This window comes from Marinococcus luteus (genome assembly GCF_034497705.1).
Lineage (GTDB): Bacteria > Bacillota > Bacilli > Bacillales > Marinococcaceae > Marinococcus > Marinococcus luteus_A.
In genome coordinates this window covers 143,728-166,346 of record NZ_JAXRUV010000007.1, presented here as the reverse complement: position 1 = coordinate 166,346, position 22,619 = coordinate 143,728, and the positions used below count along the sequence as shown (strand labels likewise).

General features: G+C 48.2%; 23 protein-coding genes and 1 pseudogene. 6 read left to right on the top strand and 18 right to left on the bottom strand.

The window, feature by feature from the left end; all coding sequences use genetic code 11:
* Positions 1-1,068 (top strand): annotated as a pseudogene (locus Q9M42_RS15580) (SDR family oxidoreductase).
* 50 nt (positions 1,069-1,118) lie between these two features.
* Here Q9M42_RS15580 and Q9M42_RS12170 read toward each other — a convergent pair.
* Entirely contained in the window at positions 1,119-2,057 is a 939-nt protein-coding gene (locus Q9M42_RS12170) for an alpha/beta hydrolase (protein WP_322526734.1), read from the bottom strand.
* A gap of 155 nt (positions 2,058-2,212) precedes the next feature.
* Between Q9M42_RS12170 and Q9M42_RS12165 the strand changes: the two genes are divergently transcribed.
* Both Q9M42_RS12165 and Q9M42_RS12160 read left to right on the top strand, forming a co-directional pair.
* A complete protein-coding gene (locus Q9M42_RS12165; RefSeq protein ID WP_322526733.1) occupies positions 2,213-3,145 on the top strand; it encodes an ATP-binding cassette domain-containing protein in 933 nt (310 codons plus the stop codon).
* A gap of 17 nt (positions 3,146-3,162) precedes the next feature.
* Positions 3,163-3,987 carry an ABC transporter permease gene (locus Q9M42_RS12160; RefSeq protein WP_322526732.1) on the top strand — a complete coding sequence of 275 codons (825 nt, stop codon included), beginning with the start codon at positions 3,163-3,165 and terminating at the stop codon, positions 3,985-3,987.
* A 9-nt stretch (positions 3,988-3,996) separates the two neighbouring features.
* Here the strand turns inward: Q9M42_RS12160 and Q9M42_RS12155 are convergent, their stop codons facing one another.
* The 11 genes from Q9M42_RS12155 to Q9M42_RS12105 all read right to left on the bottom strand — a co-directional run bounded on the left by Q9M42_RS12155 (position 3,997) and on the right by Q9M42_RS12105 (position 14,174).
* Positions 3,997-4,860: an alpha/beta fold hydrolase gene (locus tag Q9M42_RS12155; protein WP_322526731.1), complete on the bottom strand. Its 864-nt coding sequence runs from the start codon at positions 4,858-4,860 to the stop codon at positions 3,997-3,999.
* Positions 4,841-5,740 carry an alpha/beta fold hydrolase gene (locus Q9M42_RS12150; protein ID WP_322526730.1) on the bottom strand — a complete coding sequence of 300 codons (900 nt, stop codon included), beginning with the start codon at positions 5,738-5,740 and terminating at the stop codon, positions 4,841-4,843. Before Q9M42_RS12150 ends, Q9M42_RS12155 begins: the two co-directional genes overlap by 20 nt.
* 120 nt (positions 5,741-5,860) lie before the next feature.
* A complete protein-coding gene (locus tag Q9M42_RS12145; protein ID WP_322526729.1) occupies positions 5,861-6,601 on the bottom strand; it encodes an SDR family oxidoreductase in 741 nt (246 codons plus the stop codon).
* Between the two features lie 127 nt (positions 6,602-6,728).
* Positions 6,729-7,715 carry a ketoacyl-ACP synthase III gene (locus tag Q9M42_RS12140; RefSeq protein WP_322526727.1) on the bottom strand — a complete coding sequence of 329 codons (987 nt, stop codon included), beginning with the start codon at positions 7,713-7,715 and terminating at the stop codon, positions 6,729-6,731.
* A 172-nt stretch (positions 7,716-7,887) separates the two neighbouring features.
* Positions 7,888-9,390: a phytoene desaturase family protein gene (locus Q9M42_RS12135; protein WP_322526726.1), complete on the bottom strand. Its 1,503-nt coding sequence runs from the start codon at positions 9,388-9,390 to the stop codon at positions 7,888-7,890.
* A gap of 18 nt (positions 9,391-9,408) precedes the next feature.
* The gene (locus Q9M42_RS12130) at positions 9,409-9,969 is read right to left on the bottom strand and encodes a methyltransferase family protein (RefSeq protein ID WP_322526725.1); all 561 of its coding nucleotides are present in this window, start codon (positions 9,967-9,969) and stop codon (positions 9,409-9,411) included.
* 107 nt (positions 9,970-10,076) lie between these two features.
* Entirely contained in the window at positions 10,077-11,384 is a 1,308-nt protein-coding gene (locus Q9M42_RS12125; RefSeq protein WP_322526724.1) for a (Fe-S)-binding protein, read from the bottom strand.
* Positions 11,377-12,780 carry an FAD-binding oxidoreductase gene (locus tag Q9M42_RS12120; RefSeq protein ID WP_322526723.1) on the bottom strand — a complete coding sequence of 468 codons (1,404 nt, stop codon included), beginning with the start codon at positions 12,778-12,780 and terminating at the stop codon, positions 11,377-11,379. The genes Q9M42_RS12125 and Q9M42_RS12120 overlap by 8 nt, the downstream gene beginning before the upstream one ends.
* Before the next feature lie 120 nt (positions 12,781-12,900).
* Complete coding sequence (locus Q9M42_RS12115; RefSeq protein WP_322526722.1) at positions 12,901-13,290, bottom strand: tautomerase family protein; 390 nt, start codon at positions 13,288-13,290, stop codon at positions 12,901-12,903.
* Positions 13,281-13,469 carry a hypothetical protein gene (locus tag Q9M42_RS12110; RefSeq protein ID WP_322526721.1) on the bottom strand — a complete coding sequence of 63 codons (189 nt, stop codon included), beginning with the start codon at positions 13,467-13,469 and terminating at the stop codon, positions 13,281-13,283. The genes Q9M42_RS12115 and Q9M42_RS12110 overlap by 10 nt, the downstream gene beginning before the upstream one ends.
* Before the next feature lie 126 nt (positions 13,470-13,595).
* The gene (locus tag Q9M42_RS12105; RefSeq protein WP_322526720.1) at positions 13,596-14,174 is read right to left on the bottom strand and encodes a hypothetical protein; all 579 of its coding nucleotides are present in this window, start codon (positions 14,172-14,174) and stop codon (positions 13,596-13,598) included.
* A gap of 197 nt (positions 14,175-14,371) precedes the next feature.
* Between Q9M42_RS12105 and Q9M42_RS12100 the strand changes: the two genes are divergently transcribed.
* Complete coding sequence (locus Q9M42_RS12100; protein ID WP_322526747.1) at positions 14,372-15,307, top strand: aldo/keto reductase; 936 nt, start codon at positions 14,372-14,374, stop codon at positions 15,305-15,307.
* Between the two features lie 47 nt (positions 15,308-15,354).
* Here Q9M42_RS12100 and Q9M42_RS12095 read toward each other — a convergent pair whose 3' ends face one another.
* The 4 genes from Q9M42_RS12095 to Q9M42_RS12080 all read right to left on the bottom strand — a co-directional run bounded on the left by Q9M42_RS12095 (position 15,355) and on the right by Q9M42_RS12080 (position 19,684).
* Positions 15,355-15,633, bottom strand: coding sequence for a peptidoglycan-binding domain-containing protein (locus tag Q9M42_RS12095; RefSeq protein ID WP_322526719.1), 279 nt, complete (start codon positions 15,631-15,633; stop codon positions 15,355-15,357).
* A 188-nt stretch (positions 15,634-15,821) separates the two neighbouring features.
* Positions 15,822-17,057: a C40 family peptidase gene (locus Q9M42_RS12090; RefSeq protein WP_322526718.1), complete on the bottom strand. Its 1,236-nt coding sequence runs from the start codon at positions 17,055-17,057 to the stop codon at positions 15,822-15,824.
* Between the two features lie 317 nt (positions 17,058-17,374).
* Positions 17,375-18,442: a tartrate dehydrogenase gene (locus Q9M42_RS12085; RefSeq protein WP_322526717.1), complete on the bottom strand. Its 1,068-nt coding sequence runs from the start codon at positions 18,440-18,442 to the stop codon at positions 17,375-17,377.
* Between the two features lie 222 nt (positions 18,443-18,664).
* Positions 18,665-19,684, bottom strand: a complete 1,020-nt coding sequence (locus Q9M42_RS12080; protein ID WP_322526716.1) for a hypothetical protein — start codon at positions 19,682-19,684, stop codon at positions 18,665-18,667.
* A 160-nt stretch (positions 19,685-19,844) separates the two neighbouring features.
* Here Q9M42_RS12080 and Q9M42_RS12075 point away from each other — a divergent pair, with 160 nt between their 5' ends.
* Positions 19,845-20,876, top strand: a complete 1,032-nt coding sequence (locus tag Q9M42_RS12075; protein ID WP_322526715.1) for an LLM class flavin-dependent oxidoreductase — start codon at positions 19,845-19,847, stop codon at positions 20,874-20,876.
* A 47-nt stretch (positions 20,877-20,923) separates the two neighbouring features.
* On the opposite strand, the gene Q9M42_RS12070 is transcribed toward Q9M42_RS12075, so the two are convergent.
* Entirely contained in the window at positions 20,924-21,541 is a 618-nt protein-coding gene (locus Q9M42_RS12070) for a flavin reductase family protein (protein ID WP_322526714.1), read from the bottom strand.
* A gap of 142 nt (positions 21,542-21,683) precedes the next feature.
* On the opposite strand from Q9M42_RS12070, the gene Q9M42_RS12065 reads away from it, so the two are divergent.
* Positions 21,684-22,046: a VOC family protein gene (locus tag Q9M42_RS12065; RefSeq protein ID WP_322526713.1), complete on the top strand. Its 363-nt coding sequence runs from the start codon at positions 21,684-21,686 to the stop codon at positions 22,044-22,046.
* Between the two features lie 29 nt (positions 22,047-22,075).
* Here the strand turns inward: Q9M42_RS12065 and Q9M42_RS12060 are convergent, their stop codons facing one another.
* Positions 22,076-22,612, bottom strand: coding sequence for a GNAT family N-acetyltransferase (locus Q9M42_RS12060; protein WP_322526712.1), 537 nt, complete (start codon positions 22,610-22,612; stop codon positions 22,076-22,078).
* Positions 22,613-22,619: the final 7 nt, after the last annotated feature.

Genomic DNA, 22,619 nt, shown 5'->3' with positions numbered 1-22,619 from the left:
ATGACTAAAACCGCCTTGATCGTAGGAGCTACCGGCATCATAGGCAGCAGTATTTTAAAACATATTTCATCGCTCGCAGACTGGACCGCTGTAGGTATTTCCCGGCACCAGCCTGAAGACACCCACGGGGCCGATTATTACGTGGAGGCCGATCTCTTAGAGGAAGAAGAAATGATACAGGCGCTTCAAGAAGTGCCTGCCGTCACTCATATTTTTTATGCGGCCTACCAGGATTATGATCCACTCTCCAAAGAACAGATCACAGTTAATACCAATATGCTCAAAAGCGCTGTCCAGGCCGTGGAAGCGACTTCCGACCAGCTCCAGCGTGTCGTATTAATGCAGGGAGCCAAAGTATACGGGGCACACATCAGCGCTTTTAAAACCCCGGCACGAGAAAGCGACCCGCGTCATATGCCGCCGAACTTTTATTACAATCAGGAGGATTACCTGCGAAACCACCAGAAAGGAAAAAGCTAGTCGTGGACGATTTTGCGTCCCGACGTCGTATGTGGCTATTCGGTAGGCACTCCCATGAATTTAAGCATGGTTATTGCAGTTTATGCCTCTATTTCTAAAGAACTCGGCCTTCCCCTTCGTTTTCCGGGAAAGGATGTTACCTACCGATCACTCGCCCAGGTGACCGACGCCGGCCTGCTCGCCCGCTGTTCCGTATGGGCTGCGCTGCATGAACCGTGTGCATTTGAGATATTCAATATTACCAACGGAGACTTCTTTCGGTGGGAGCACATGTGGCCGGTCATCGCCGAGGAGTTCCAAATGAACACCGGACCGGTGCAAACAATTACACTTTCTGATTTTATGCCGCTGCAGCAAGATCTATGGGAGGAGATGCAGGAAAAATACAGTCTACAGAATATTCCATTTAATAAACTGGCCGCCTGGCCGTTCGGTGATTTCATTTTCAATGTAGAATATGATGTGATGTCTGATACCAATAAGGTAAAACAGTTTGATTTTACTGAAGTCGTGAACAGTGATGACATGTTCCGGCAGCTGCTTCGTGAATTTCAGGAGCAGCGGCTGATCCCGGACTTCTCAGACTAAACTGCTGCTTGCCTGAAACCCCCATCCAGCTTCTGCCGGATGGGGGTTCATTATTTTCCGATTTGCTTGTGTACGAACGCCCTCATGTAATGCATCGCCTCCTGCCCGTCTTCCTCAAGCGGAAACTGGCTGATAAAACCGTGGATCGTACCGTCCACCCGGTGATGATGTACTTCTGCATTTGCCTCTTTCAGCTGACGCGCCAGTTCTTCCCCTTCATCCCGAAGCACATCATACTCTGCCGTTATGACGAGAGTAGGAGGGTTTTCTCGTTTTGCTTCATCCCGCATCGGTACAGCCAGCGGATCCCTGCGTTCATCCCAGGCCGATAAGTAATGAGCCCAAAAGTCTTCCATATTTTTGGCCGTCAGGCCATACCCTTCACTAAAACGGTGATACGATACGTACGCAGTGTCTTCCTCCCGGTTGTAAAAATCAGCGACTGGATACAGAAGCATCTGTCCTTCAAGGTAGGTCTGCTCATTTCGGAGCAGCGTAGATGCTGCATACACAATATTGGCCCCGGCGCTATCACCGCACAGGTAAAACCGGTCCTCCGTATTTGGCCAGTCCCGGTACTCGGAAAGCACCCAGCGAACAGCGTCCAGGCAATCGTATACCCCTGACGGAAACGGGTGCTTCGGCGCGAGCCGGTAGTCCACCGCTACAACATATGCCTTTAGTTCATTGGCCAGCACCCGGCAGAAGGCATCATGAGTTTCAAGGCTCCCTACAGCAAAACCACCGCCGTGGAAAAAAATTACTACCGGAAGCGGCTCTTCAGATGCTGGTTTATATCTGCGCACGGTCAAGGTCCGTCCTTCTAAATCAATATCTTTATCCAAGACTTCAGCTACAGCAGGCCGTTCCGATGGAGCTAGTGTCATTTCGTTTCTTCGTCTGCGTTCATCGACTACTTCCTCAACCGTTTCCACCTCGAAGGAACTGTTTTGCTCCAGGTATTTCTTTACATGGTCTCGAAGTTCCATGATTTCTGCCCCCTTCTTTCTATATAAACAATACCCTGAATTTTGATTACCTACCCCTCGCCCCCAGTCTTCGTTTTCGTATTCATTGACGATCACAGCCTGAAGTTATATAGTTACGCTAACATAATGACTATGGCTAAAGTAGGGGTAAATGTATGGAACCTATCATTCAAGTGCATGAACTGCGAAAATCATTTAAAGATATGGAAGCAGTCAAAGGCATTCATTTTGACGTCGCACAGGGGGAGATATTTGGCTTTCTCGGCCCAAATGGGGCCGGAAAAAGCACGACTATCAACATGATATGCACGATGCTCGCTCCCACCTCCGGAAGCGTTACCATTAACGGATATGACGCTTTTAAACAGAAAGCAAAAGTCCGTGAAAGCATTGGCATCATTTTTCAGGAAAATACACTCGACGAAAAATTAAGCGCTCTTGAAAACTTAAAGCTTCACTGCCGGTTTTATCGTGTACCTAAAAACAAACGGGCAGAACGTATTCAGGAAGTGCTTGAAATTGTAGACCTGGTCGACAATCAAAAGAAAAAAGTAGAAGAATTCTCCGGCGGAATGAAACGAAGGCTTGAAATTGCCCGCGGCCTGCTGCACTACCCGAAGGTTCTTTTTTTGGACGAACCCACTGTCGGTCTTGACCCCCAGACACGAGCCCATATTTGGGAATATATTCTCCGCCTGAAGGAAAAGGAAAATATTACGATATTTCTTACCACCCATTACCTCGATGAGGCAGAAATCAGCCACCGTATCGCTATTATGGATAAAGGGACTATCATCGCTCTCGATACGCCGGAGCGCTTAAAGAAGCAGGTTGGCGGAGACGTCATTGAACTCGGCACCGAGGATAATGACACTGTCGCCACGCAGCTGCAGTCAGCTATGCCGGAAGCCGAAATAAAACAGGAAGCAGGCATTCTGCGTATCCGGGTGCCAAGCAGCGATCAGTTTATTTCTACTTTTCTGCAGCAGATCCCCGTTCCTATTACGAGCCTGAACATACGTCGGCCCACGCTTAACGACGTATTTTTGTCTTATACAGGACGAGATATTAAAGCCGGCCCCGCCTAAGAAAGGAGCTCACACATATGGAAGGTATTTTTGCCATCTGGCAGCGGGATTTAATGAAATTCGTCCGGGACCGTCCCCGTCTGCTCGGCTCTTTTGCGATGCCTATTTTATTTTTAATTATTTTTGGCGGCGGCTTCAGCGGAACGATGGAAAATTTAGTAATGAACCAAACCTCTGAAATCGAAGATTTTAATTATCTTACGTTCATTTTTCCGGGCATTGTCGCTATGACCCTTTTAATGACCTCGATTTTCTCTTCTTTATCAGTTATCCAGGATAAAGAATTCGGCTATATGAAAGAAATTCTCGTGTCCCCGGTCTCCCGGGTGAACATTGCCATCGGTAAAATGCTCGGGGCCTCTACAGTTGCGTTTATGCAGGGGGTGCTGATGTTTATTTTAATTCCTGTTTTAGGCGTAACCTACGAATGGAGCAACGTACTGGCTGTGCTGCCAATTATGTTTCTGCTTTCCTGCACGCTCGCTTCCCTTGGCCTGCTGATAGCAAGCCTACTTCGCTCAACGCAGGGGTTCCAGTTGATTGTGCAGGTACTCGTGTTTCCAATGGTGTTTCTTTCCGGAGCGTTATTTCCGGTAACGAATATGCCAGCCTGGATGGATATTCTTGTTAAAGTTAACCCTGTCACCTACGGCGTAGACGCTATGAAAAAAGTGATGACCGGCGCCGGGGATCTCCCAGTCGCCGCCCAGGATGCCCTCGGATTAAACCTGCAGCTGTTCGGGCGTACAGTAACAGTTGCAGAGGAACTGCTCTTTTTAATTATTTTCACCTCTATTCTGATCGCTTTTGCCACCATCAGCTTCCGCAGAGCCAATGCCTGAGCGGCGGCTTCACGTCTGTTCTATAAATTCCGTCACCAGCCGCTCTATAATATCCGGCTGCTCATGAACTACCCAGTGCGTCGCATCGGATACGAAAATCAGCTCTCCGGCGCGGCAGTATTCAAGGCTTGTCCGGGCCGAGGCCTTAGATAAAAAGGCGTCTCCCACGCCCCAGATAATTCGTACTGGCGGAGTTACATGACTTGATTCCACAATATCCCTTGACCCTTTTCTCATCCCTCTGTACCAGTTGATCATGGTCGTGACAGCATTCGGCTGCGACCATGCTTCTTTGTATTTTTCCAGATCCTCCCTGGTAAAAGCTCCGGGTCTGCTCGTTTTTACGAGTCCATTGGCAAACTCCTCAAAGTCATTATAGGCAAGCACCTTTTCCGGCAGCTTCGGAAGCTGGAAAAACAGCATATACGAGCTTCTCAGAAGCTGCGTTGGATCTTTTTTCATGCTCGCCGGCATAGCAGGCAGGTGCGGAATATTGATAGCAATAAATTTTTCCACGTATTCCGGCCTTGAGGCTGCCGTATACCATCCTACCGCTCCGCCCCAGTCATGGCCGACGATTACTGCTTTTTCCCGTCCCAGTGCTTTGATTAACTCTGTCACGTCGTCACGCAGTTCGTCCAGGGCATAAGCTTCAATCTCAAGCGGCTTGCTGCTTTGATTGTAGCCGCGCTGATCCGGCGCCGCCACCCGGTACCCACGCGCTGCAAGTGGCCCGATTAAATGTCTCCACTCATACCAAAACTCCGGAAAGCCATGCAGAAGTACAACAAGCGGGCCCTCCTCCGGACCAGCCAATGCCGTGTGTAAAGAAACCCCGTTTACTGTTATTGTTTCAAAGCTGATATCCTGCATACGTACTGCCCCCTAGTTGTTTTTCTTGAATAAAGTTTTTGATGAACTGCGTAACGAGCTCCGGCTGTTCATGATGTACCCAATGCGTCGCTTCTTCAATAAAAATCCCGTCTCCATCGCTGCAGTATTTCAGACTTTCTTTAGCAGCAGCGGTGCCCAAAAACCAATCGTGCATGCCCCAGATCATACGCACGGGCACATTAATAGTTTCTGTGCTCATCGCTTCTGCCGGACCATATGGGATCGCCCGAAACCAATTGAACATTGCCGTTACGCTCCCGGGCTGCGACCAGGCAAACTGGTATCCGTCCAGACCCGGCTCTGAAAACGCTCCGGGACAGCTCGTCACAGTCAGGTGAGCCTTCAATGCAGCGTATTGGAACATGGCAGCTGCTTTGTCAGGCAGAGCGGGAATCTGGAAGGCTGCCATGTAATACCCTTTGAGCAAGTCCATTGGGTGCGTGAGCATCGTCTTTGGCATCGCTGTTAAATGCGGCATATTAACAGGGATAAACAGCGAAATATATTCCGGACGGGTAAGCGCCATATACCAGCCTGCTGCCCCTCCCCAGTCATGACCGACTATTACAGCTTTTTCTCTTTTGAAGTGAAAAATGAGCCCGATGATATCGTCCCGGAGAGCGTCCATCGTGTAGGATGCTGTTCCGGAGGGTTTGGAGCTCAGATGATAGCCCCGCTGATCAGGAGCCACGACAAAATAGCCCTCCTCCGCCAGTGCGTGCATCTGCTTTTCCCACGCCCTCCAAAATTCCGGGAAGCCGTGCAGGAGGATGATCATTTCCCCGTCCTTTGGACCCGCAGCAGCGACATGAAGACGGATGCCGTTCACATGTACATATTTAAATGATAGTTCTGCCATCAAAAACCTCCTTCACTCTATGAGTTTCTTTACCCGGAAACGCTTTGATTCAATGGTGAAATTCTATATGCTGCTATAAATAACAAAAGCACCTGCCCATGTGGACAGATGCCGTTGTTTTTACATTTGCGCGGTTGGACGTACGACAATTTCATTAACCGACACTTCCACCGGTTCTTCAATCGCGTAACGAATGGTGCGGGCGATGCTTTCTGAAGAGATCGCGTTTTTATAAAGCTCATCGACGCGTTCTTTCACCTGGTTGTCCGATATCGTTTCGGTAAGCTCCGATTCCACAGCTCCTGGTGAAATAATGGTCGAACGGATGTTATTTTCCGGCGATTCCTCTTTGCGAAGCCCCTCTGAAATAGCACGCACAGCGTATTTCGTGCCGCTGTAGACAGCACCACCCGGAGAAACCTGATGGCCAGCTACTGAAGAAACATTAATAATGTGCCCTTCTTTTCTTTCCCTCATGTAGGGAAGCACAGCGCCAATACCGTAAAGCACGCCTTTAATGTTCACATCGATCATCTGATTCCAGTCTTCAAACTGCCGGTTCCGGAGCATCGAAAGCGGCATCAGTCCAGCATTATTTACTATAACATCAATTTGGCCGTACGTTTCATTGGCAAACCGGGCAAGTTCGTCCATTTGCTCCTGAGAGGTAACGTCTACTACTTTATAGGTGGCAGTGCCGCCGTCCTGTTCAATGTCTTTCTGAAGCTGCTGCAGACGTTCCTCGCGACGGGCGGCCAGCACTACTTTAGCTCCCTTGTCGGCTAATTCTTTAGCCGTTGCTTCACCTATACCGCTTGAAGCACCGGTCAGTATAACTACTTTTCCTTCAACTTCTGCCATGTTATTTCCTCCAATGCTGTTCTGAATTAATCACGTACTCTCTATACCCGCCGCACTATATTCGTAACCTTTGCTGCTCGCCGATCATCAAAAAAGCCCCCGGAGTCGGGAGCTTTTTTCAGTTCAATTATTCTGCATGCCACCGGACTAATAAAGCTGATTGCGCCAGACCGCCGCCAAATCCGTAGATAAGCACGAGATCGCCGTTTTTCAGCCGGCCGTCCTTCTGCGCTTCCCGGAGGGACAAGGGAATCGTAGCGGACGAGGTATTGCCATAATACTCCAGGCTCGTCAGCGTCTTTTCCACCGGAATACCGGTACGCTCGCAAATGGACTCGATCATTCTCATGTTCGCGCTGTGCGGGGCAAACCAGTCGATATCTTCAATCGCCACTCCCGCATCATTCAAAAGCTTATCGATACCCTGGGGCACGGTTTTAACTGCCCACTTGTACACTTCCCGGCCGTTCTGGACGACATAGCCATCCGGGTCCACTTCCTGCCCGCCAATTTGGTTGGACAAATCGGTGCAGTACAAATACTCTCCTTTTTTTCCATCTGAATCCGTGAGGGCGGAAAGAAAGGACGGGTTGCTTTCGTCCGCTTCCACAAGAGCTGCCCCGGCACCGTCCCCGAACAAAATACATGTGGCCCGGTCCGTGTAGTCTGTAATTTTGGAGAGTGTTTCAGCACCGATCACCAGCACTTTACGGTGAAGACCGGAGCTGATCATGCCGTCTGCCATGTGCAGCCCGTAGGAAAAGCCGGCACAGGCAGCGTTTAAATCAAAGGCGCCTGCTCCGGAGATACCAAGACTGGCCTGTACCAGAGAAGCGACACTCGGCGTTTTGTGGTCCGGAGTCAGCGTACACACAATAATCAAATCCACATCGTCAAGCGTCTTTCCGCTTACCTCCTGCAGCTCTTCCGCTGCTTTCACGCAGATCGTGCTGGTGAATTCATCCTCTTCCGTGATGCGGCGTTCTTTGATGCCGGTGCGGGACGTAATCCACTCGTCGTTGGTTTCCACCATTTTTTCCAGATCGTCATTCGTCAGTCGTTTTTCCGGAACAAAGGACCCTATTGCTGTAATTGAAGCTTTCGATTGTACCATCGGTATGTAACCCCCGTTTTATGTATAATTATCGCCTATACGCTTTAATTTTCGTTGAAACTCATCCTTATTCATATTATCACAAAACAAAGGCTTATGCCTCCTTTGCTTTATTCGCTCTGCAAGTCCTGAATACGACAAAACCCTCCCTGGATTAGGAAGGGTTTTCAGCTTATTTTTTCACTTCTTCCTGCTCGTGTTTTTGAATAAGATCTGCTGTCAGCTGGCCGGACAATGTCACCATTGGTACACCGCCGCCGGGATGCGTGGAGCCTCCGGCAAAATACAAATTGTCATATATTCTGCTTTTCGCCGGTACTTTGAAACCGCCGTTCACTTTTTGATCAGAGGCTACGCCGTAAATCGAGCCTCCGTTAGCGCCGTAGAGTTCTTCAAGGCCTTTCGGAGTGAAGCGGTATTCAAACTCGATCGACTCCCGCAGGCCGTCCAGTCCGTTTCGTTCTAATTTATTCAAAATTGTCTCCCGGTACTTGTCCCAGTCAAAGGATTTTTTCTGCTTGGCATCCATCGGAGGTACATGCGTCAGGACGAACAGATTGTCTTTTCCTTCCGGCGCCTGGGTCTCATCCGACCGGGCGGAGATACCAATATACACTGTCGGGTCATCGGCCGGAACCTTTTCTTCGAATACCTGCTTAAATTCAAGCTCAGGATCCTCTGAGAAAAAGAAATTGTGGTGGTGCAGACCGTCGAATTTTTTATTTACCCCGAGTAGCAGCACGACGCCGGAAACAGTAGGAATAAACGTTTTACTTAGCTTTTTGGATTCTTTTTTTGCCTTCGTTTCCGGAGGAGCAATCGTATTGTAGGCTGGAATTGCTTCAAGGTTCGAAACGACAACATCCGCCGTATACGTTTCTCCATCCTCTGTTTCCACACCAGTCACCCGGTCGTTTTCCACCAGCAGCTGGCTGACCGGGCTGTTCAGATGAATATCAACCCGGAGCTCCTGCATCAGGCGTTCCATACCTTCGGCAATTTTGTACATGCCGCCCTTCACATAATGGATGCCGAGCCCAAGCTGAACATAGACGAGCTGGTTTAAAATAGCTGGCGCTGCGTACGGATTGGATCCGACATACATAATGAAAAAGTTGAACATCTGCTCAAGGTATTTGTTGTCAAACTGTTTATGCGTCGCTTTTGCCACCGTATTCAACGGATCCATCTTCATTAAGTCGCCCAGCGTGTGGTGACTTTTCAAATCCTTCAAATCTTCGATGCTGTATTTATAAAAGCTTTTCATGCACAATTCATACATTTCTTCTGTATAGGATAAAAATTCTGTAATTTTACGGCTTGGCTGTTCCGTTACTTTCGCTGCCTCTTCAATCATGCCTGGCAGATCGCTCGTAACATCCAGTGATGTTCCGTCCTCGAAAAATGTTTTCCACTGCGGTTCCACCCGTTCTACCTGTATGTAGTCATCAAGGTAGCGGTTTGCGCTGTGGAACAGCTGTTCAAGCACCCATGGCATTGTCAGGATGGACGGACCGGTGTCAAAAGTGAACCCTTTGCCGCTGCGGCGGTTTAATTTACCGCCAAGATTTTCGTTTTTCTCCAGTAACGTTACCTCATATCCATCCGTCTGCAGCCGGATAGCTGCGGACATGCCTCCAAGGCCTCCGCCAATGACAATTGCTTTTTTCTTCAAATAGCACACCTCCGTGAATTAGTACAAAAATGGAATTAGCCGGTTTCTCTGTCGGCACCATAAACGATACGTATCGCCGTGCGTTTGGCGCAGCATTTCTTCTTCAATACGGATACGGTAAAGAAGTGCCGGCACCATGACTCCTGTACTTATGACTGCTGCTCCGGGGCTATTCATGAATAAGCAAAAGCCAAGTACAATGAAAAATAAAGCAGTATAAAGCGGATGGCACAAACGACGGTACGGACCGCTGCTTACCAGGCGGTCCCCGTTTCTGACAGAAACGTCTCTGCTGAACTGGTCCCGCAAATGAAGAATCCCCCAATACCGAAGGCCAATACCGGCTCCGTACAGACAAAGCCCGGCAGCCTGCAGCCAAATTGATGAGAGGCTGAGAAAACCAGTCTCGCCAAATACCACTGCGGTCCCCATCGACAGAATGACAGCCGCAAGTATCCAGCGGAACGAGCGTCGTTCAGTAAGCTCCGGCTCTTTCGAGGGATCCTTCTGCCTGAATAAAAAAAATTCGGCGATCCAGAAGAAGGTGGCAACCATAAATATCGTATCAATCAGCACCATGGTTTTACCTTCTCCCTTCACGCCTCAGCTTCTTTTTACACTCGTTACCTTTTCCCCCTTCTATACTGCTGCTAAACCAAAAGGCCCTTCCAGTTGTTCATTTACTTTTACGCCTGCACCGCCTTTTTAGTTACCGGCTTAGCTTTCATCAGCAGATCGACAATATGCACCGTATCAATTTCTTCTTCGAGACCTTCACGCTGTACACCCAATTTCATCTGGAGCATACAGCCCGGGTTGGTCGTAACAATTCCCTCCGGGCACTGCCGCTTAACGTCTTCCATTTTCACATCCAGAATATCCATCGCATCATCGTGCTGCGTAATATTATAGATGCCTGCCGAACCACAACAGAAGTCAGGCCGGTCGAGTTCTTTAAGCGTTACCCCCGGCACTGAGCGGATTAGCTGCAGCGGTGGTTCTTTTACCTTCTGCACGTTCGTCATATGACAGGAAGGCTGGTACGTATAAGTTTGCTCAACCCTTCCGGTAAACTCCAGGCCGTCAAGCTCCACCAGTACTTCCGTAATATCTCTAACCTTATCGGAGAACGCTTTCGCCCGCTGCTCCCATTCAGGATCTCCGGCAAACATCTCCCCGTATTTGTGCAGCTGGGCCCCACACCCTCCGGCATTATTTACGATATAATCAGCTGGCTTCTCCTCAAACGCCTGTATATTTTCCTTGGCAAGCGTCACGGCCTCAGGTTCTTTGCCTGCATGGGCATGCAGCGCCCCGCAGCAGGTCTGCGCGTCTGGAAGCTGCACTTCCGCTCCGGAAAGCTGGAGCAGCTCCATCGTTTTTTCATTTTGCTTAAAAAATACGCTGTCCATTACACACCCGGTGAAAAAGGCGACCACTGCCTTCGCCGGACCCTCCGGGTGCAGGCGTTTTTTCCTTGCATGCCTCTCTCTAGGTGAGGGGGCCGGTGGCAGCACCTGCTCAAATTTACCGAGATGAAGCGGTGCCGCAGACATTACATTCAGCCCCCGGGCCACTTTTTGCAGACCACTCACCTGGTACAGCCATGTTGCATTTCCAAGCTGGTCCATCCATGCAGCAGAAGGAAAAAATGAATGAAATAAAAAATGCTCGGTTTTCTGCTGTACGAACGTTTTTTCTTCATACTCATCAATCACATGCTTCGCACTTTCAAACAGCTGGCCGTACTGCACATCAGTCGGGCATACAGTTGTACACGCCATGCATCCCAGGCATTTGTCGATCGGCTGTTTCAAATCCTCCACTGACGCTTTTCCTTCTGCAACCATTTTGATTAAATTAATACGCCCGCGCGGGGAATGCGTCTCCCTCTCCATCGTTTCATATGTCGGGCAGACAGGAAGACAGTAGCCGCACTGCACACAGTCAAAGGTCAAATCGTAGCGCAGCATTTCTTTTAGTGTATCAGCCATCACGCAGCACCAGCTTCTGCCCTTTTTCGGCGAATATTTTCCCCGGGTTCATGATGTTGTTTGGATCCCAGGCTTCTTTGATCCGTTTAAGCATTGATACTCCCACCTCTCCCATTTCCTGTTCCATAAAGGGGGCCTTCATCGTGCCAATACCGTGTTCTCCGGAAAGCGTGCCTCCAAGCTCTAGAGCTGCCCGGAAGATTTCCGCCACCGCTTTTTCAGCGCGTACCATTTCTTCTTCATCACGCTGGTCGCACATAATATCCGGATGCAGGTTGCCGTCCCCGATATGTCCAAACACGACGAGCTCCACCTGATAATCCTCTTTGATTTGCTTCAGCCGTTCCATCATTTCCGGGATCCGGCTTCTTGGCACCGTAGCATCTTCAGAAATTTTTGTCGGTTTGATCGTCGCAATTGCCGGTGACACAAGCTTTCTTGCACTCCACAGCTTCTGCGCTTCTTCGTCGCTTTCGGCTGTAATAATTGGATCTGCTTTTAACTCTTCGAGAATGTGCTTCACCTGTTTGGCTTCTAATTTAATTGTCTCGGGATGGCCGTCGAGCTCGATCAAAAGCAGTGCTTCCGAGGCAGTGGGCAGGCCTGACGGGCGGTACCGTTCCACGGCTTCAATACAGGCCCGGTCCATAAATTCCATTTTTGCCGGGAGCACTCCTGAGGTGAGCGTTTTGGAGATAGCCTTCCCGGCTGTTGCCATATCTGTAAAGGCGGCCATCATCGTTTGTACGGCCGGAGGCTTTGGCACCAGCTTTAGCGTTGCTTTTGTAATTACTCCAAGCGTCCCTTCGGAGCCGACAAGCAGCTTGGTTAAATCGTAACCGGTTACATTTTTAATAGTACGGCCGCCTGTATGCATCACCTCGCCCTCCGGGGTAACAATTTCAAGACCAATCACAAAATCCTTGGTTACTCCATACTTGAGCCCTCTCGGCCCCCCGGAATTTTCAGCCAGATTTCCACCAATTGTTGATACGTGGGCACTGCTTGGATCAGGCGGGTACATTAAACCATAATTTTCGGCGGCCGCATGAATGTCAGCTGTCAGCACACTCGGGGTGACGACCGCAATCAAGTCATCGGCGAAAACGTTAATTTCCCGGGGCCATTGCGCCATATCCAGCAGTATTCCCCCCTTAACCGGCAGCGGCCCTCCGCTCAGACAGGTGCCCTGCCCTCTGGGTGTTACGGCCAGGCCGAACCGGTTGGCAATTTTCATGATCGTCTGTACTTCTTCGGTGGTTTTAGGCTGTACAACCACTTCCGGCAGATGCTCGCCAAAAGAGGCATCAAAGCTGTAGCTGTAACGGTCGGCAAGCTCTGTAAATACCCGTTTATCACTTAAAAGAGCACGCAGCTGTTCTTCCCATTCATGCAATAAAAGCAGCCCCTTTCTCCCTTTTCTTTAACAACTTATCATTATCGTACTCCCCTGCCTGGGTGAATGCAATATTCTGACAAAAGAAGACCGGAACTACCCCCAAACACTCTCCAGCCTTCACAGTTTTCCATTCAAGAACTGGGCTTCTCCCAGTCCAAAGCTCCAATCCGCTTCTGTGTTATCGGTGATTGACACCATCACGTCTTCCGGACCTATAGAACAGCGGTCCTGCAGGTTATTGGCAATTTTTTTATACAGCATTTTTTTCTGCTCTGCTGTACGTGTTTTACTGATCACTTGAATAACTACAATATTATTTGTTCGTTCAAAGCCAAGCCCGGTATCTTCGATATACATTTCATACGGCTTATGCTGATTTATTATCTGATAGCGGTCTCGTTCCGGAACTTCAAAGCTTTCTACGACTGCATCATGTATGGCGTCTGCGACCAATTTTAATTCCTCTTCCGTGCGCCCCTCGATAACATCCATTCGAATTAACGGCATCGTAACCCTCCTTCAGGGAATTTTATTTTGACTTCAGAAGCTTTGCCTGCGCTGCCAAAAATATTCATATGCCTTAAAACATTCGCATTGGTCTCCTTCACCTCGCCCTGATGCAGGTCAAAATAGTTTTGATAATCTTCCTTCGAGGTTAGCCCCTCCTTTACCTGCTCCCTTACCATATTAAGTGTCGACTTTACTGCACTACTTTTCTGTTCATATATTTGATAACGCTTTCATAAATATTACAAAAATATAACTCCTCTGTATATAAAAAGACTCCGAAGAAAATCTTCGGAGTCCAGGCATTATTCTCTTGCCGATTTGTTAATGTCTTCATCCATGTTTCCGGTAGATCCGATCGTTGGAAGATCGCTGTCGCTGTACTTGGAAGCATCGGTAGCACTCTGATACTCTTTTGTTTTAGTATCATCATTATCGTCAGAACCTGCAACCTCGTCTTTAGCTTCTTTTACCTGGCTGCCGGCTTCTTTTAATTCTTCCCCGGCATCCTTGGCCGTGTCGCCTACGCCTTTCAACTCTTCACCAGCTTCTTTCGCTGTCGATACCACTTCTTCTGAGTCATCCTTCACTTTTTGCACCTGAGCGATCAGATCTTTGCCGTAATTATTATACACTTCCTGAAGCTGGGTGCCGATTGTTTTTGCCAGCTCTGTAGCATTCTGGATACGTTCCATGAAGTCATCCTTATTCAATGCATCACTGCTTTTGGCATTTTCCTTGTATTGACTGGCGGTTTCTTTTGCTTCTGAAGACTTTTCCTTCACCGTGTCACGGGCTGAACGATTTAGAAATACTGCCCCGATCCCTGCAATGATCACAGAAGCTATAATAATTGGTAATTTGCTGTTTTGCTGCTCTGGCATATGTTTCTCCCCTTTATTCTCAGTATCCTTCGTTATTCGAACCTATCTATTCCTTACCTTTATCTTTTCTTTAGTAAACGTGAATTTCCGCGGAAATGTACACTTATTCATACGCCCTGAGAAATGTTTAGCTTTTGGTTACAGGTGAAATATGAATGAGTGTGCTGAAATTAAAAAGGAGTGACGTTTAAATGTCAATGAATCGTGTAACACTTGGAAAATCTGAAGTCACTGTAAACCCTCTTGGCCTCGGAACCAACGCAGTAGGTGGACATAATATTTATCCCGACATGCTCGATGAGGAGCAGGGAAAAGCGTTAACCGCTACTGCCATCGATAACGGCGTGGATCTCCTGGATACAGCTTTTATTTACGGACCGCGTCGTTCAGAAGAACTCGTCGGTGAAGTAGTAAAAGAAAAAAATGCCCGTGAAAAGGTTGTTATCGCTACGAAAGCAGCCCATAAATTTCTCGATAATGGGGACACGGTGATGGACAATTCTCCGGAATTTTTAAAGCAATCCGTAGATGAAGCACTCCGCCGCCTTCAAACGGATTATATTGATTTATTTTATATTCATTTTCCGGATGAAGACACACCGAAAGATGAAGCAGTCGGCGCTCTTCAGGAAATGAAGGAAGCCGGAAAAATCCGTTCCATCGGCGTATCAAATTTCACTCTGGACCAGCTGAAAGAAGCAAATAAGAACGGGTATGTGGACGTGGTTCAGTCCGAATATAATCTGTTGAACCGTGAAGTGGAAAAAGACATTCTTCCATATACTGCAGAAAACAACATCACCTTCGTTCCTTATTTTCCACTTGAATCCGGACTGTTAGCCGGAAAATATGATGAAAATACGACGTTTAACGATATCCGTGCCCAAAAGCCTAATTTCCAGGGAGAAACATTCAAAGAAAATCTCCGTAAAGTCAATGAAATGAAAAAAATTGCTGATCAAAAAGGCGAGGAAACAGCCCATGTCGTTCTCGCCTGGTATCTGCATCAGCCTTCGGTTGATGTTTTGATTCCGGGAGCCAAAAGCTCCGATCAAGTAGTCAATAACCTGAAAACCTCCGAGGTAAAGCTGACAAAAGAAGAAGTAGACCACATCAGCAGCATTTTTTCCTAATAACAGAAAAGAAGCTGGAGCCAACTTGGCTTCAGCTTCTTTTTTCATTAGGAAAGCTTTTCGAGAGTCGCCTCTCCAGCTACCCCGTCTGCAGTTAATTTTTCATACTTCTGGAAAGCTTTCACCGACGAAGTGGTGACTGAACCGTAAACCCCGTCTGTTTTCCCGCTATGAAACCCTTCCTGCTGGAGAGCTTCCTGAAGCTCCTCCACCTCTTCTCCCCGGTCCCCTGGATGCAGCGTTTCGCTACCCAGAGCGGCATCGGCCTGTGCAGGTACAAATAATAATAAAGCAGCGAGCATGAACGCTGATATTCCTCTTTTCATTACAATCCCACGCTTTCTATCGTCTGACCCCGTTTTATTGTAAGCACGGGATGCGGACAGAACAATGGCTATTACAGAGTTGTAAACAATACGTAACCCTCTGTTCATACGTGTAATTTTATAAACTTTTTTTGACGAATTGAATAAGAGCACACCGTTTCTGCTGAACGGTGTGCTCTAAGTATAATTTAGAAGCTCCCGGCTCCGATGTAGCGCGGAGCCCAGTATGGATTACTCATGCTGCTGATAGTGACGCCCGTCGAGGATCCTGCGTGAATGAATTGATTATTTCCGATATATATCCCATTGTGCGAGGCTCCCGCCCTGTAGGTGGTGAAAAACACCATATCCCCCACCTGTGGGCTTGATACCTTTTTACTTACAGCGTACTGCTGGGCCACCGTGCGCGGAAGGCTCGTTCCATTTTGCTTGTATACATACTGGGTGAATCCGCTGCAATCGAAGCCTCTTGTCGTCGTACCTCCCCATACATACGGTACGCCTATAAACTTTTTCGCTGTACTTATTAGTCCCGATACACTGCCTGAAGAGCCTGAACTTACTTTTTCCGGGGAGGAGCCCGTGCCGCTTTTCACCGAAGAATCGCTTAATGCTTTCCATGTATTAGAACCAACGATGCCATCAGCGCTCAAACCAGCTTCCCGCTGCAGAGCCTTCACTGCTCCTGCTGTCTGCGGACCAAACTGGCCGTCCGCTACGCCCGAAAGAAATCCTTTGCTTTTAAGCGTCTGCTGCATACTTTTTACATTACTGCCCGTATCTCCCTGCCGCAGCGTTTTGGATGAGGTGCCGGAAGAAGATGTATCCGGTTTGGCAGTATTTGAATTATTAGTCTTATCCGATGCTTTAAAGCTGCTTAACGCTTTGAACGTATTCGGGCCGGCTACACCGTCAACGCCAATCCCGGCTGCCTTTTGAAACGCAATGACTGAAGACTTCGTGACCGGGCCGAACTCTCCGTCGAGCGATCCGGTATGAAAGCCTTTACTTTTCAGTTTTGCCTGGAGGTCCCGGACATCGCTTCCTGAAGCACCTGCCTTTAATACACTTGAAGATGAACTGGAGGAACTGCCAGTATCTTTCGAGCTTTTTTCGGGCGAAGCCTGTTTTTTGTTTAAGCTCATTTTGGAAAACGTATTCGCTCCGGCTATACCATCAGAGGTGATACCCGCTGAACGCTGAAAGGCCTGCACGGACCCTGCGGTCGCCGGTCCGTATATCCCATCCACTGAGCCGTTATGATAGCCATTTCCCTTTAACCAGTCCTGCAGTTCTTTAACTTCCGAACCCTTCGAGCCCTGACGTAGTGTTTGATCACCTAACGCAGCATCTGCTGCAGTTGGAGCTGCAAAAACTACTGTTGCCGCAGCAACAATCGCTGCTGGATATGCATATTTTTTCATACATTTTCGCTAAAAACTTTTGTACCACTGCTCTGAATAAGCGCAATGCGAAAAGCTCGAGCGATTCCACCCCCTATTTGATCATGTGCTGCGATGCCTGACTCTACTGTTGTGTATAAAGTAGTATATAAGTGCCAGGGGGTATAGACAATATACTCAATACATTTGTATTAAAACTGTAACATTGAGGAAAATAATCATAATATGGAAAATAAAAGTGTCTTTAGTATTAAAATTCTTTAACTATCAAGGAATTTCACGATTAATATGCTACGGATGCACATTTAAATCATTATTAAGTGCCTATTAGTTAATTCCTATTTTTCTTTTTCTGATGTTAAATATTCTTCCACTGCTTTTACTACCTCTTCCGTAGAAGCATCACCACCAAGATCTTTCGTAACCGTTCCCTGTTTGATGACATATTCCATAGCGTTCATTAATGTTTGCGCTGCCTTATTTTCACCTAGGTGCTCAAGCATCATTTGAGCTGTCCACAACTGGCCGATCGGATTTGCCAGCCCCCGGCCTTCAATATCCGGTGCGGACCCGTGCACTGGCTCAAACATAGATGGATATTTGCCATTTATATTAATATTGGCAGCCGGCGCAATACCAATGCTCCCCATCAAAGCGGCGCCAATGTCTGTCAAAATATCTCCGAATAAGTTGCTTCCGACAACAACATCCATCGTCTCCGGCTTGGTAACAAAAGCTGCTGCCAGAGCATCGATGTGCTCTGCCTTAGTCTCTATATCAGGATAGTTTTCCTTCACTTCGTTAAACACTTCATCCCAAAATGGCATCGAAAACACAATTCCATTGGATTTCGTTGCTGAAGTCACATGCCCGCTGCGGTCTTTTGCCAGCTGAAAGGCATACTCCATGGCTGCTTTTACTGCCTTTTTGGAAAATACGTTATTTTGAATCGCAATTTCGTCTTCCCCACTGTACATTCGTCCCCCGACTTCACTGTACTCACCCTCGCTGTTCTCTCTGACAACCATTAGATTAAACTGGTTCGGATTCGCAAGCGGGGAAGCAAGCCCTTCAAACTGGCGGGACGGCCTTACATTGATCTGCTGCTCGAAGCCGCGGCGAATATTAATTAAAAGCCCCCATAGAGAAATATGGTCCGGGACAAGGTCCGGATGACCGACCGCTCCTAAAAACACGGCGTCAAAAACTTCAAGCTGCTCCAGACCATCCTCCGGCATCATTCTTCCATGCTCAATATAGTAATCGCAGCTCCAGGGAAATTCTGTGACACGAAGCTCAAAGTCTCCCTGCACTCTTTCAAGCGTTTTCAACACTCTCCATGCAGCCGGTACAACTTCTTTGCCTATTCCATCTCCTGCAATTGATGCAATCGTATATGTATTCATTTCTTCATCTCCTTTTTAGTGTATGCACTTTCATTTTTCCATTTCTTAATACGTTTGTCATCTTTTCTTTCCTCATTTCTCCTTACGCTTTTAGTCGCTACTGCCTTTTTTGAATAAAAATAAACTTCTAATTTAGAAATTATTTCTCAATTCAGGAACGATATTTCTCTTATTGCTTAAACAAGACTTTTCAGCCATTTGAACGTAAAAAAGAGCCTTTGCTCAGGCTCTTTCACGTGCAAGCTGAAGGACATCTTTCCATGCTGCAGCGGCTGCTCCTGTTGGGGAGGATTCGCCCCCGGAAACGAGCACCCTCCCCATCGTATCTGTGGAAAAAAGCACTGCTTTCTCGGCACCGTCAACGTGGAAGAAAGGATGCTCTGCCGTGAGCAGCCTGGGTGCGACGGAAACCGAAGCTCCCTCCGCCGTCTTGTGCGCTTTCCCAACTAGCTTCCACTTTGTTTTCCCTTCCTCCGCCTGCTTCCATTCAGCCTCGGAAAGCCGGTCCAGACCGCGCACCGCAATACTTTTCCAGGTTACTTCCTTCGCAAGGCAGGCTTTAGTCAGAAAATACATTTTCAGCGCCGTATCTTTCCCCCCGATGTCCTCAGAAGGGTCTGCCTCGGCTTTACCTTCCTTTTTTGCTGTTTCCCACGCCTCCTGCAGCGTAATATTTTCAGCCGCGACCCTTGTCGCAATCATGTTGCTGGTTCCGTTCAGCAGTCCTTCGATTGTATGTATTTCTGCCCCGGCTAAGCTGTACAGAGCTGTGTCCACAGTCGGGAGAGCAGCGGCTGCCGCTCCGCTGTATTTTATTGATCTTCCGGACGCTTCAGCAAGCTCGTGCAGATCTTCCCAGGCATAGGCAAGTGCTCCTTTACTGACGCAGACCACATCCACCCCATGCTTTAACGATGACTGTATGAGCGGCAGTCCCGATCCCCCGGTTAATATATCTGTTTCTGCTGCGTCAATGAATATATCAGCCTGGCTGTCCGCCCACAGCTGGTCTACATTCCTCGGCGGCAGCGAGCCATCATCCACACGGCCGGTTCCCCCTTTTACTTCCAGCAGCTGTTTTAGATCCAGCCCGCCGCTATGCACCACAGCCCCGCTTCGGTCGAGCACAGCAGTAATTTTTATATGTACCCCGTACGTGCGCTCCCACTCTTTTTCTTTATTCATCAATACACGGACCGCTGCCTGTCCAACAGCCCCAAACCCGGATAAAACAATATTCATGCATGTTCGCCCTCCCCCTGGCTTTAAAGCCCAGATGACTTTATTATACTAGAGAATTTTTCAGTATTGAGCACCTTTTTTGAATAACAGTATGCAGCAGGCGTATAATTTTTTATGACTCAATTACAAGCAGGACGTGTCATATAAAGGAGAGATTTTCATGCCAGCATTTAAAGATATGCCGCTTTCAGTATTAAATTTATCCCCGGTAAACGAAGGGGAAACAGCGGGAGATTCATTTGCAAAAAGCCTCGAGCTGACTCAGCATGCCGAAAAACTCGGCTACAACCGCTTATGGGTCGCTGAGCATCATAACATGGAAGGGATCGCAAGCTCGGCTACTTCTGTATTACTCAGCTACCTGGCCGGAGGAACGTCAAGCATCCGTCTTGGCTCAGGCGGTATTATGCTTCCGAACCACGCCCCGCTCGCGATTGCTGAACAGTTCGGCACACTCGAAAGCCTGTACCCGGGACGCATTGATTTAGGGCTCGGACGGGCACCGGGGACAGATCAAACGACAGCTGCAGCTCTACGCCGTCATGTAAACAGCGGAGAAGACTTTCCAGCCCGTCTTGAAGAGCTGCAGAGATATTTCCAGGATCCAGCCAATATGGCCATCCCTCCGCAGGTAAAAGCCGTCCCCGGCGCAGGCCTGGATATTCCAATCTGGCTTTTGGGATCCAGCGGCTTCAGTGCCCAGCTTGCCGGACAGCTTGGACTTCCATATGCCTTCGCCGGCCACTTTGCGGCGGAAAATATGAAAGCAGCCCTGCAGCTGTATTTGGATTCGTTCCAGCCGTCTGAGGTGCTGGATGAACCTTACGCCATGACCGGTATCAATGTGATCGCCGGTGAAACAGATGAGGAAGCCGACTACCTTGGCACTACAATGAAACAGCAGTTTCTCAGCTTAATCCGCAATCGTCCGGGAAAAATACAGCCACCGGTAGAAGATATGGACGCACTCTGGACGTCCCAGGAAAAAGCGATGATGGCACGCTGGGACGCCGGGACGATCCAGGGCGGACCGGAAGCCGTACGCCAGCAGCTTGAAGATTTTTCTTCAAGCGTCCCGGTTCATGAAATTATGATCAGCGGCAGTGTATACGACCAGTCCAAACGCCTTCGTTCCTATGAGCTCATCAAAGAAGTACAAAAACAATCAACCGCCACTACAGCTTCGATCTAATAAAAAGTCCGCGTCTGTTCGCTTTACGGCAACAGGCGCGGACTTTTTTATTTCGGGCGTTCAAGCGTAAATAATTCTCCAAGCTTGGAATAATCATTTCCTGCCAGACGTGCGACCGGCTTCAGCTTATCGGGAAGAATATAATTGTGTTCACTGTCATATACGCCCTCGGAAACATGGATACATATAATTTCTGCAAATATGACGTCCTGAGTAATTTTCCCTTCAGCATTTTGAAGCGGTACGTGCTTATGCAGCCGGCATTCAAAGCGGATATTTGCTTCTTCGATGCCAGGCACTTCCACCATTTTGCTCGGCACCGTATGTAGAACAGTGTGCTCGAGTTCATTCTCCTCCGGCGGGAGCGTAGCTGCTGTAATGTTTAAATCCTCTACAATACCTTCATCGCTTATGTGTACCACCAATTCCCCGCGATCTAAAATATTTTTTGCACTGTCCTTTGGTTTCCCTTCTTTTCTCGTAATAGATATCATTAATACTGGCGGGTCCGGACTTACCGCATTAAAAAAGCTGAACGGTGCTGCGTTTAATGTTTCGTCTTCTGCCATCGTGGTGACGAAGGCTATCGGGCGGGGGATGACCGAGCCTGTCAATAGCTTATACACTTCTTTTACCGGCAGATCATCTGGATGCAGTTCATGCATAGTATACAGTCTCCTTTTTTCGAATATTTTATACGTATTCCCCTCCGGAGTCTAATTCAAAAGAACTGCCGGAAATAATTTTTCTTGGAATTTTGCATGCAGTTGATATAATAAAACAGTGCATCTAAAGGAGAGTATAAACATGATAGAAAAAATTGCCTCTACGGCTGTATATGTAGAAGATCAGCAGCGGGCAAAAGAATTCTGGACAGAAAAAATAGGATTTGAGGTCCGGCGCGAAGACCCGCTTGGGCCAAACGCCTACCGGCTCGAGGTAGCAGCCCCAGGAGCGGAAACAGCACTCGCTATCTATCCTAAATCCTACGTTATGAACTGGCAGGAGCTGAAGCCATCGATTGTTTTTGAATGCGACAATGTGCACGCCTCCTACCAGTGGATGAAAGCTCAGAATATTGTTTTTGACGAAGAACCAACAGAGATGAATGGAATTACTTATGCAAGCTTTCGCGATGAAGACGATAATGTGTTTCTGTTAAAAAGCTGACAAGCGCTGCCGATACGGCAGCGCTTATTTTATGCATCCTTCCAGTCATCAGCAGTCATGCCGTACATATCTACATCCTCGTAGCGGCTCCATTTCCAGACGCCCTGGCGCAGAGTGCCTTCATAACGCATGCCGATTCGCTTTAACACTCCGGCCGAAGCCTGATTTTTACTCATAACAGGAGCCGTCAGCCGGTTCGCCTTCAATGTGTGGAAGCTGAAGTCCCGTATCAGCGCTGCTGCTTCACTCATATAACCGTTCCCCCAGTAATCTGTCCCGAGCCAGTACCCAAGCTCGCCGCGCCGGTGTTCAGGCTGCATACGCACCGTGATGTTTCCCATTAATTCGTCTTCATCCTTTTTAGTAACAGCCAATGGGAAACGAGAGCCTTCCTCCATCCAGCCTGGATGGTGCCCGATCCACCACCTTGCATCTTCTTCTGTATAAGGGTAGGGGAGCTCCAGGGTTGTTTTCGCAATACGGTAGTTATTTGCAAGCTCTGCTAACACATCTATATCATTTTCCGAAAAAGGCCTTAAAAGCAGCCGGCTGCTTTCTAGCTGCATAATGACT

Coding starts and splice junctions, on each gene's coding strand:
- Q9M42_RS12170 (WP_322526734.1), bottom strand. CDS start 2,057: ATGGAACTTCGAGACCATGTAAAGAAATACCTGGAGCAAAACAGTTCC.
- Q9M42_RS12165 (WP_322526733.1), top strand. CDS start 2,213: ATGGAACCTATCATTCAAGTGCATGAACTGCGAAAATCATTTAAAGAT.
- Q9M42_RS12160 (WP_322526732.1), top strand. CDS start 3,163: ATGGAAGGTATTTTTGCCATCTGGCAGCGGGATTTAATGAAATTCGTC.
- Q9M42_RS12155 (WP_322526731.1), bottom strand. CDS start 4,860: ATGCAGGATATCAGCTTTGAAACAATAACAGTAAACGGGGTTTCTTTA.
- Q9M42_RS12150 (WP_322526730.1), bottom strand. CDS start 5,740: ATGGCAGAACTATCATTTAAATATGTACATGTGAACGGCATCCGTCTT.
- Q9M42_RS12145 (WP_322526729.1), bottom strand. CDS start 6,601: ATGGCAGAAGTTGAAGGAAAAGTAGTTATACTGACCGGTGCTTCAAGC.
- Q9M42_RS12140 (WP_322526727.1), bottom strand. CDS start 7,715: ATGGTACAATCGAAAGCTTCAATTACAGCAATAGGGTCCTTTGTTCCG.
- Q9M42_RS12130 (WP_322526725.1), bottom strand. CDS start 9,969: ATGGTGCTGATTGATACGATATTTATGGTTGCCACCTTCTTCTGGATC.
- Q9M42_RS12125 (WP_322526724.1), bottom strand. CDS start 11,384: ATGGCTGATACACTAAAAGAAATGCTGCGCTACGATTTGACCTTTGAC.
- Q9M42_RS12115 (WP_322526722.1), bottom strand. CDS start 13,290: ATGCCGTTAATTCGAATGGATGTTATCGAGGGGCGCACGGAAGAGGAA.
- Q9M42_RS12110 (WP_322526721.1), bottom strand. CDS start 13,469: ATGGTAAGGGAGCAGGTAAAGGAGGGGCTAACCTCGAAGGAAGATTAT.
- Q9M42_RS12105 (WP_322526720.1), bottom strand. CDS start 14,174: ATGCCAGAGCAGCAAAACAGCAAATTACCAATTATTATAGCTTCTGTG.
- Q9M42_RS12100 (WP_322526747.1), top strand. CDS start 14,372: ATGAATCGTGTAACACTTGGAAAATCTGAAGTCACTGTAAACCCTCTT.
- Q9M42_RS12095 (WP_322526719.1), bottom strand. CDS start 15,633: ATGAAAAGAGGAATATCAGCGTTCATGCTCGCTGCTTTATTATTATTT.
- Q9M42_RS12090 (WP_322526718.1), bottom strand. CDS start 17,057: ATGAAAAAATATGCATATCCAGCAGCGATTGTTGCTGCGGCAACAGTA.
- Q9M42_RS12085 (WP_322526717.1), bottom strand. CDS start 18,442: ATGAATACATATACGATTGCATCAATTGCAGGAGATGGAATAGGCAAA.
- Q9M42_RS12080 (WP_322526716.1), bottom strand. CDS start 19,684: ATGAATATTGTTTTATCCGGGTTTGGGGCTGTTGGACAGGCAGCGGTC.
- Q9M42_RS12075 (WP_322526715.1), top strand. CDS start 19,845: ATGCCAGCATTTAAAGATATGCCGCTTTCAGTATTAAATTTATCCCCG.
- Q9M42_RS12070 (WP_322526714.1), bottom strand. CDS start 21,541: ATGCATGAACTGCATCCAGATGATCTGCCGGTAAAAGAAGTGTATAAG.
- Q9M42_RS12065 (WP_322526713.1), top strand. CDS start 21,684: ATGATAGAAAAAATTGCCTCTACGGCTGTATATGTAGAAGATCAGCAG.
- Q9M42_RS12060 (WP_322526712.1), bottom strand. CDS start 22,612: ATGCAGCTAGAAAGCAGCCGGCTGCTTTTAAGGCCTTTTTCGGAAAAT.